Origin of the sequence: Metabacillus niabensis (assembly GCF_902829255.1) — a bacterium.
Lineage (GTDB): Bacteria > Bacillota > Bacilli > Bacillales > Bacillaceae > Metabacillus > Metabacillus niabensis.
Window position 1 is genome coordinate 1 of the sequence record NZ_CADEPK010000091.1, and the last position, 9,724, is coordinate 9,724.

Consider the following 9,724-nt stretch of genomic DNA (forward strand, 5'->3'; position numbering starts at 1 on the left):
GTATATAATATTTCTATAAAGAAGTGGGTAATACATTCATTTTGAATTGACGATATTAGAGATAAAAGGGGAAAAACATTAACTGAAATGAAATTGCTTCAATAGCGTTTTTGAAAATAAATAAGATGTTATAGAGGGAAATCTTCTAAAGTCTAAAATGATGAGATCCTCGTAACTTATTGCTAAAAAGTTTAGTTCAAATAATGAAGAGGGGTAAAATGATGAATTACCGCATGGTGTATATTGTTTCGGACTCTGTTGGAGAAACGGCAGAATTAGTTGTAAAAGCAGCAGCTAGCCAATTCAATGGAGTGTCGGTAAATACAAAAATAAAACGAATTCCTTATGTTGAGGACAAAGGGACAATTTTAGAAGTATTATCACTTGCAAAAGAGGATAATGCAATAGTTTGTTTTACGTTGGTCATACCAGAATTAAGACAATATTTAATAGAAGAAGCTGTTAAACAGGGAGTTGTTTACTATGATATCATTGGCCCTCTTATTGATATTATGGAAAACTCATATGGAAAAGCGGCAAAGTATGAACCCGGTAGAGTCCGTAAACTTGATGAAGAGTATTTTAAAAAGGTTGAAGCAATTGAATTTGCAGTCAAATATGATGATGGTCGAGATCCTAGGGGAATCCTCAAGGCGGATATCGTATTAATTGGTGTATCACGTACTTCGAAAACCCCACTTTCTCAATATTTAGCGCATAAGAGATTTAAAGTAGCCAATGTTCCGATTGTACCTGAAGTTGAACCACCAGAAGAACTTTATAAAGTTTCAGCACAAAAATGTATAGGACTGCGAATTAGTCCTGATAAGCTAAATCATATTCGCAGAGAGAGATTAAAATCATTAGGACTTAATGATGAAGCATTTTATGCGAATATTAATCGAATTAAAGAGGAATTAGACTACTTTGATAAAATAGTTGATAAAATTGGCTGTCAGGTAATTGATGTATCAAATAAAGCTGTTGAGGAAACGGCAAATATTATTGCAAAGCTTCATGAATAAAATCGGTATACTAAACGATTTATACTTTTTGACGATATAAGCCATCACTATGATTGATCTTAATTTGGAACTAAAAACAAAAAAACAATAGATATTTGTAGAATTTTATATTATAATAAAAAATTGTGATAAAATTAATTTTTTTAGGTTTAGAACTTGACTTTGAGGAATAAACTATTAATTGTAAACTGTCAAGAAATATCCCAAAAAATAATTCGACAAAAGTCTTTTATTTCCGAAATTGTTTTGATTTGAATGCATTCAAAAGAAGGAATTTGTCGGAGTAATGTAGAATAGAGGATTATGACGAAAAACAATGAATATTTATGTTGATGCAGATGCATGTCCTGTGAAACAAGAAATAATGACCATTGCAAATGAATACCAATTTGAAGTGGTTTTTGTTGCCTCTTATAACCATGTTTCAGAAAAAACCTATGGAGGGAAATGGGTCTTTGTTGATACAGGCAAAGAAGCGGCAGATTTATACATTGTCAACCATGTGAAGAAAGGTGACTTAGTCGTTTCTCAGGATATAGGCTTAGCAGGTCTGTTATTAAAAAAAGAAGTTCTAGTTATTACTCCAAGAGGTAAAATTTATACAGAGAGTAATATTGACACTGCATTGCAATTTCGATATTTATCAGCTATGGAAAGACGTGGTGGCAAGTTTACAAAAGGACCGAAAAAATTCACAGAAGCAGATATTATAAATTTTATCACAACAATGAAAAAAATTTTGTCGAAAGATGCAGGAGATTTGAAATGAATCTCGAATATCTTTAAATACGGAGTTGTTTATATGGGAAATCGAATTCCCGAGGAATTAATCGAAAAAATACAACGAACTTCTGACATTGTTGATGTGATAAGTGAATATGTTCAATTGAAGAAACAAGGTCGTAACTACTTTGGATTATGTCCTTTTCATGGAGAAAAATCTCCTTCGTTTTCCGTTTCGGCAGATAAACAGATTTATCACTGTTTTGGCTGTGGCGCTGGTGGAAATGTCTTTTCATTTCTTATGCAGCATAATGGCTATACATTTATTGAAGCAGCACAACATCTTGCTGATAGGGCAAATATTGAATTGCCTAATATAACTGTACCATCTGTAAATCAAACAAGCGTTTCAAAAGATGCTGATAAAATGATTGAAGCGCATGAGTTATTAAAAAAATTCTACCACCATTTATTGATAAATACAAAAGAAGGTCAGCCTGCATTAGATTACCTTATAAACAGAGGGTTTACTAAAGAGATAATCGATAAGTTTGAAATTGGATATGCCTTAGATTCCTGGGATTTAATAACAAAGTTTCTTAAGAGTAGAAATTTCGATTTATCAGTAATGGAAGAAGCTGGATTGGTAGTAAAAAAAAATAACTCAGAGGACTTTTTTGATCGATTTCGAAATCGAATCATGTTCCCAATTTCGGATCACCATGGAGCTACGGTAGCATTCTCTGGAAGAGTTCTTGGAGACGAAAAGCCGAAATATTTAAATAGTCCTGAAACAAAAATATTTAATAAAAGTAAGCTACTTTATAACTTTAATCGAGCAAGAGTACATATTCGGAAAAATCAACAGGTAGTATTATTTGAGGGATATGCAGATGTAATTTCAGCCGATCGTTCAGGTGTGGAATATTCAATTGCAACAATGGGTACTTCACTTACAGAGGAACAGGCAAAAATTATCCGTAGAAACGTAAATGAAGTGACTCTTTGTTATGATTCTGACTCCGCTGGAATTGAAGCAACAATAAGAGCTTCAAAGATCTTAACTGCTGCAGGTTGTACAGTAAAAGTGGCTCTTATTCCAGATGGATTAGACCCTGATGACTACATCAATAAATTTGGTGCAGATAAATTTAAAAATGATGTAATAGGGGCAAGCGTTCCGTTAATGACATTTAAAATGAAATACTTCCGTAGGGGCAGAAACCTTCAAAACGAAGGGGAAAGGCTTCAATATATTGACAATGTCATGATTGAGATTAGTAAATTGGAGAATGCGATTGAGAAGGAAATATATTTAAAGCAGCTTTCAAAAGAGTTTGACCTTTCGATGGATGTATTAAAAGAGCAGCTTCAGCAAAAAGAATCACAATACAAACCGAAGCAGCAAGGCTCAGTCCAAAAACGTGTAGAAGAATCTCAGTACCAAAGAAAACCAATCAATACAAAACGTTTATTGCCAGCCTTTCATACTGCAGAAAGAATGCTTATTGGACATATGCTTAGAAGCAAGGACTTTGCTGAAAAAGTTCTCGAACGGTTAGGATTACAATTTAATATTGAAGAGCACAAAGCAATTGTAACTTATTTATATGCATATTATGAAGAGGGAAATCCAGAAAATGTTAGTTCGTTTTTATCCAGACTTCCAAATCCGGAGTTACAGCATATCGTATCAAATATTGCAATGATTCCTTTAAATCCGGAAGTAAGTGAGCAGGAGCTTACTGATTATATAAAACAGGTGTTGAATCATCAAAAAATGTTAATGATAAAAGAAAAAGAAGCAGAAAAAAATGAAGCTGAAAGAAATAAACAATATAAAGAAGCTGCTCAAATTGCAATGGAAATTATCCAATTAAAACAATCACTTAAAGTTTGATTTGTAGGACGAAAGTAAACAGAGTGAGTTAATCCTAGATGTGTCAGTTACTTTTTGTGACAAAAGCACATCGATTAATATAAATGGTAATAATGCTAAATAGTAATCCGATGCTTATCAGATAGTGATAAGTTTGGAAGGAGGGGATCCAATGGCTGATAAACAAACCCATGAAACTGAAGTAACCTTTGAACAGGTAAAAGACCAGTTAACTGAAATAGGGAAAAAACGAGGAGTTTTGACATATGAAGAAATAGCAGAACGTATGTCGAACTTTGAAATTGAATCAGACCAAATGGATGAGTATTATGAGTTTTTAGGTGAACAAGGAGTAGAATTAATAGGTGAAACTGCTGGTGTAGAAGAAGATCCTAATGTAAAAGACCTTGCTAAGGAAGAAGAGTTCGACTTAAATGATTTGAGCGTTCCTCCTGGCGTAAAGATAAATGACCCAGTTCGTATGTACTTAAAAGAAATAGGGAGAGTTGATCTTTTATCTGCTGATGAAGAGATTGAACTTGCAAATCGAATTGAAAATGGTGATGAAGAAGCAAAACGTAGACTTGCAGAAGCAAACTTACGTTTAGTAGTTAGTATTGCAAAGCGTTATGTTGGCCGCGGAATGCTATTTCTCGATTTAATCCAAGAAGGTAATATGGGACTAATGAAAGCTGTTGAAAAGTTTGATTACCGTAAAGGATTTAAATTTAGTACGTATGCTACATGGTGGATTCGCCAAGCGATTACACGTGCAATTGCTGACCAAGCACGAACAATACGTATTCCAGTTCATATGGTAGAAACGATTAACAAGCTAATTAGGGTTCAGCGTCAATTACTTCAAGACTTAGGTAGAGAACCAACTCCTGAAGAAATTGGGGAAGATATGGAATTAACTCCAGATAAAGTCAGAGAAATTTTAAAAATTGCACAAGAGCCAGTTTCTCTGGAAACTCCAATCGGTGAAGAAGATGATTCACATCTTGGAGACTTTATTGAAGATCAGGATGCAACTTCTCCATCAGAACATGCTGCATATGAGTTATTAAAAGAACAGCTAGAAGATGTTCTAGATACGTTAACTGATCGTGAAGAAAATGTTTTACGTCTTCGATTCGGCCTTGACGACGGCAGAACAAGAACTTTAGAAGAAGTTGGTAAAGTATTCGGTGTTACTCGCGAACGTATACGTCAAATCGAAGCGAAAGCACTTCGTAAGCTACGTCATCCAAGCAGAAGCAAACGTCTTAAGGACTTTTTAGAATAGGATAAGGCGGACACATTGTCCGTCTTTTTAATTAGTAACAGACGAGATTTAAGAAGGATGACTAACATGAATCTAGAAAAAAAGAAAATAATTATAAATGAAATCCACTATTGGAAAAACAACAAGTTATTACCGGATACTTATTGTAACTTTCTTCTCGCTTTATATACAGAAGGTAATCATAATGAAGATGACCAATTATTAAGTAAAACTAAAAAGAGTGGCGCAAAGTTTTTGTTGCTTACGTTATTGGCTCTTTTATTAGTAATTACGCTTCTTGTCATTTATTTTACTGAATTGTCATTTGTTTTGCAAATGGCCATAGCAGTTTTTTTACTCTTAGTTTCAATTGTTGTTACCGCTTACTTTGATAAATTCGGGAAAATATTTCAAGTGCCATTAAGCATAACTCTTATTCAATTTTTAATTTGTTCTATAACTTTAATAGAGAAAATATCCTACAGTAATCAAATATGGATTGCTGCAACTGTTTTAGGGAATTGTATTTTATGGATTACATTAGGGAAATTTTATCGAATGGTATATTTAATAATTAGTGGTACGATTGGAATCATGATTCTTTTTGGTATTATTATCTTATAAAATTTGTATTATGTATAGTAATGTCAATCTTTTATTTTGAATATTAGGACAAAAATCACTTTTTTGTCTAAATTGTGAAAATCTTTAAAGTGATGAAAGATAAGGCTTTCACTAATCGGGAATATAAAGTAAAATAGAGGTTGTTTAAAATGAAATTATGTAGTTTATCCTTCAATTTAGGCAGTGTATATCTATTAATGCATTTTGCCTGTAAAGATTCATTCAAATATTAGATGGGCAACTTATCTAATAGGAAAAATTTTTTATTTACATAAGGGAGGTTACATGATGAATCGCAATCCACTTATTCCATTTTTATTAATCGCAGTTCTAGGAATCGGCCTTATGTTCCTTTTATCTTTTAAAGGTCTTGGCGATCATGAAAAGCTTGCAAACGGCGGCGAAGAGGAAAAAGCAGAGGATCTTGCAAACGCTACACCTGAAGAATTATATCAACAAGCAGGTTGTATCGGTTGCCATGGGGAGAATTATCAAGGACAAGGTTCTGCACCTTCATTAATCGGTGCTGGTGAAAGATTAGGGGTAGATGGGATTAAGAAAACAATTCAAGAAGGTAGAGGCGCTATGCCAGGTGGTTTAATCCAGGATGCTGAACAATTAGATAAAATGGCTGAATGGGTATCAAAGTTAAAATAGTTAGTTTACTTATACAGAATAATTTAAGTGCTTTCTATGCTTAGCTGAATACTTGGAAAGATCATTTCTACCACGGTAGTTAGAAGCATAAATAAAGTGGTGGACAACTTACTTTGAGAGGTAACAGGGATAGTAATCATCTATTCTTTAAGAAACACTAAAAATCCTTTGCTTTTGTAAAGGATTTTTTTTTATAATATTTTGTAAAGCTCTTTTTCGGATTTATTTACAACGATTTGATATATTTAATATTTAAGGAAATAATGACAGAGAATCTTAATGATAGTGGTGAGAATATGAATGAATTAAAATTATCGCAAAGATTAGAAAAAGTTGCGAATTATCTACCGGAGAACTCAATATTTGCTGATATTGGCTCAGACCATGCTTATCTACCTTGTCACGCTGTGTTAGAAGGGAAGGCACAGGGGGCAATTGTAGGTGAAATTACAGATGGACCTTTTTATTCTGCTCAAAAACAAGTATTAAGGTGCGAGCTTTCAGATGTTATCTCAGTTCGAAAAGGAGACGGGTTATCAGTCATTGAAGATGGTGAGCATCTTGACTGTATTACGATAGCTGGGATGGGTGGAGGCCTCATAAAAAAAATACTTGAAGAAGGTAAAAAGAAATTAGTTAATGTAAAAAGGCTTGTTTTACAACCGAATATCCATGCAATTTACATAAGACAATGGTTGTTAGAAAATGATTGGGAATTAATCGATGAAACTATTTTAAAAGAGGATAGTAAAATCTATGAAATACTTGTAGCTGAAAAAGGAGATCCGTTGAAGCCTTATCAAAATATAGAGCTTCAAGCTGGTTTATTGGTTGGTCCTATTTTAGCTAAAGAGAAATCGCCTATTTTTCAAAAAAAATGGTCACATGAAATAAATCATTGGAAAACAATTCTAAAGCAGCTTGAAGATGCGGGCTATACATATGAAAATAATGATAAGTATAGAGAGGTAACAGGCCAATTACAATTGGTTCAGGAGGTTTTATCATGAAGAATAAGATACCTAACGGAAATGAGGTAATTCAATTATTTGAGCAATTTTCTCCGAAGTCGTATGCCCTAGAAGGAGATAAGATTGGTTTGCAAATTGGTAAACTTAATAAACCGATTCAACATGTCATGATTACTCTAGATGTTGTTGAAGAAGTAATTGATGAAGCAATTGAAAAAAAGGTTGATTTACTTATTGCTCATCATCCTCCAATTTTTAGGCCGCTAAAAAAGCTTACAACGGATACAACTTATGGGAGAATGATTGAGAAATGTATTAAACATGATATTGCAGTCTATGTAGCTCACACTAATTTAGATGTAGCACTTGGTGGAGTTAATGACTTACTAGCAGATGCGCTTCAATTACATAATACTGAGGTATTAATCCCTACTTACGAGGATAAATTAAAAAAATTAGTTGTTTATGTACCAGTAACACATGAAGAACAGGTCCGAAAAGCCATCGGGGATGCGGGAGCAGGTCATCTAGGAAATTATAGTCACTGCACATTTAAAACAATCGGTAATGGCAGCTTTTTACCTGAAGAGGGTGCTTTACCTTTTATCGGCAAACTTGGAGAAATTGAAGTTGTTGAAGAAGCACGTATAGAAACGGTTATTCCTGCTTCAATTGAAAAAAAGGTAATTCAAGCTATGCTTAAGGCACATCCTTATGAAGAGGTTGCCTATGACATTTATTCACTTGAACAACAAGGAACCCAATTAGGACTTGGTAGAATTGGTTATTTAGAAGATGAGCTTACACTAAAAGAGTTTGCTGAACATGTTAAAAACTCATTAAAGGTTGACCGTGTAAGAATGGTTGGAAATGAAGGGGATATAATAAAAAAAGTTGCTGTATTAGGTGGAGACGGAAATAAATATATACAGCAAGCGAAATATAAAGGTGCAGATGTTTACGTTACAGGTGATTTGTACTTTCATGTAGCTCATGATGCGTTAATGTTAGGATTAAATGTAATTGATCCAGGACATCATGTTGAGAAAGTAATGATAGATGGTGTTGTACAAAAATTATCAAAAATGTGTAACGAAAAAAAATTAGCAGTGAATGTAGTTGGTTCCAGCATTGATACAAATCCCTTTCAATTTGTTTAATTCATATAAGAAAGCCCATTACATTCATTAAGACGTAATGGGCTTTCTGAGCATTTATTTTTTTGTTTTAACTTTTGGGAGAATTTTTGAAAGTGGAACATGATGATTTAAATCCCATGTAGAAGGATCATTATGATCGTATTGCTCCAAAAATTGAATGACCTTTTTTGTAATTGGAGTAGGTGTTGATGCACCAGCTGTTACGGCCACTTTCTTAACATTAGTAAGCCATTCTAGCTTAAGCTCACTTAAATCTGAAATTCGATATGCTTTCGTTTTTGCTATTTGTTCAGATACTTGTGCTAAACGGTTTGAATTATTGCTTTTAGGATCTCCAACAACGATTGTTAAATCAGCTGCACCAGCTTGTTCAGCAACAGCCTCTTGTCGAACTTGTGTAGCTAAACAAATTTCTTTATGAGTTTCTGCATGTGGAAACTTTTCTTTCACTTTCTCCATAATATCTGCGACATCCCATTGGCTCATTGTTGTTTGATTAGTCACAATGATTTTTTCATTTTCAATCTTTAGATTGTCTACATCTTCAGCTGATTCTACAAGATGAACAATATGTGGAGCAACACCAACAGCTCCTTCTGGCTCTGGGTGTCCCTTTTTCCCTATATAGATGACATGATAGCCTTCTGCCTCTTTTTCCCGAATGAGATCATGTGTTTTTGTCACATCAGGACAGGTTGCATCAAGTGTTACTAGTCCTTTTTCTTTTGCGATTCTACGTACTTCTGGAGATACACCGTGGGCAGTGAAAATAATCGTACCCTTATCAACCTTTTCAAGAATATCTAAACGGTTTTTCCCATCAAGAGTAATGATTCCATCTTCCTCGAATGCATCGGTAACATGTTTATTATGAACAATCATACCTAAAATGTAGATTGGTCTTGGTAATGTTTTATCTAATGCAGCATTTTTGGCGATAACCATAGCATCAACAACGCCATAGCAATATCCACGTGGAGCGATTTTTATTACGTCCATTTTGTGTTGCCTCCTTAAGAGATCATTAGGCTTTGTTAAATATTGTTGATTTTTTGCCTTGATGAAAATAGCATAAGACGTACTCTGAAGCTAAGACTCAGAGTTTTCTCTAGCACTTGGACATATAGCAAATGATCAACAGATAAGTTTTAACAGCATGCCTTTTCATTAAAAAAAGCCGAAAATCGGCTTAAACTCTTATAATCTCTTAATATTATATCGAAAATATGGGAAGAATACAAAGTGGAAAAATTAGATATACATTTTTGGCTTAGAACTTTTGGGTTGTGAAGTGGCCTTTTTTCTAACAGGTGATGATTCAGATTCTTTTTCTTCATTTAATGGACTTTGCTTCTTGGTTGATTTTTTGCTTTTTACCTTTTCTGACTTTTGTTGTTGAACTTCACTGTGTTTAGTAT

The 9,724-nt window shown here is 33.8% G+C and carries 9 protein-coding genes; 8 read left to right on the plus strand and 1 reads right to left on the minus strand.

What is annotated here, in order from left to right; genetic code table 11:
* The first annotated feature begins 221 nt into the window (after positions 1–221).
* From HU235_RS09285 to HU235_RS09320, 8 genes are all read left to right on the plus strand, one after another.
* Positions 222–1,025, plus strand: coding sequence for a pyruvate, water dikinase regulatory protein (locus tag HU235_RS09285; RefSeq protein ID WP_095302481.1), 804 nt, complete (start codon positions 222–224; stop codon positions 1,023–1,025).
* Between the two features lie 316 nt (positions 1,026–1,341).
* A complete protein-coding gene (locus HU235_RS09290) occupies positions 1,342–1,794 on the plus strand; it encodes a YaiI/YqxD family protein (protein WP_145581477.1) in 453 nt (150 codons plus the stop codon).
* 33 nt (positions 1,795–1,827) lie between these two features.
* Positions 1,828–3,648, plus strand: coding sequence for a DNA primase (dnaG, locus tag HU235_RS09295; RefSeq protein ID WP_174880041.1), 1,821 nt, complete (start codon positions 1,828–1,830; stop codon positions 3,646–3,648).
* A gap of 151 nt (positions 3,649–3,799) precedes the next feature.
* Complete coding sequence (rpoD, locus tag HU235_RS09300) at positions 3,800–4,915, plus strand: RNA polymerase sigma factor RpoD (RefSeq protein WP_095302478.1); 1,116 nt, start codon at positions 3,800–3,802, stop codon at positions 4,913–4,915.
* 57 nt (positions 4,916–4,972) lie between these two features.
* On the plus strand, positions 4,973–5,518 hold the full coding sequence (locus HU235_RS09305) for a hypothetical protein (RefSeq protein ID WP_174880042.1): 546 nt from the start codon (positions 4,973–4,975) through the stop codon (positions 5,516–5,518).
* A gap of 288 nt (positions 5,519–5,806) precedes the next feature.
* Positions 5,807–6,175, plus strand: a complete 369-nt coding sequence (gene cccA / locus HU235_RS09310; protein ID WP_095302476.1) for a cytochrome c550 — start codon at positions 5,807–5,809, stop codon at positions 6,173–6,175.
* Positions 6,176–6,471: 296 nt separating this feature from the next.
* A complete protein-coding gene (locus HU235_RS09315) occupies positions 6,472–7,185 on the plus strand; it encodes a tRNA (adenine(22)-N(1))-methyltransferase (RefSeq protein ID WP_174880043.1) in 714 nt (237 codons plus the stop codon).
* Positions 7,182–8,306 (plus strand): Nif3-like dinuclear metal center hexameric protein, encoded by a 1,125-nt coding sequence (locus HU235_RS09320; RefSeq protein ID WP_095302475.1) that lies wholly within the window; start codon positions 7,182–7,184, stop codon positions 8,304–8,306. The genes HU235_RS09315 and HU235_RS09320 overlap by 4 nt, the downstream gene beginning before the upstream one ends.
* A gap of 54 nt (positions 8,307–8,360) precedes the next feature.
* Here HU235_RS09320 and HU235_RS09325 read toward each other — a convergent pair whose 3' ends face one another.
* Positions 8,361–9,305 (minus strand): 4-hydroxy-3-methylbut-2-enyl diphosphate reductase, encoded by a 945-nt coding sequence (locus HU235_RS09325; RefSeq protein ID WP_095302474.1) that lies wholly within the window; start codon positions 9,303–9,305, stop codon positions 8,361–8,363.
* Positions 9,306–9,724: the final 419 nt, after the last annotated feature.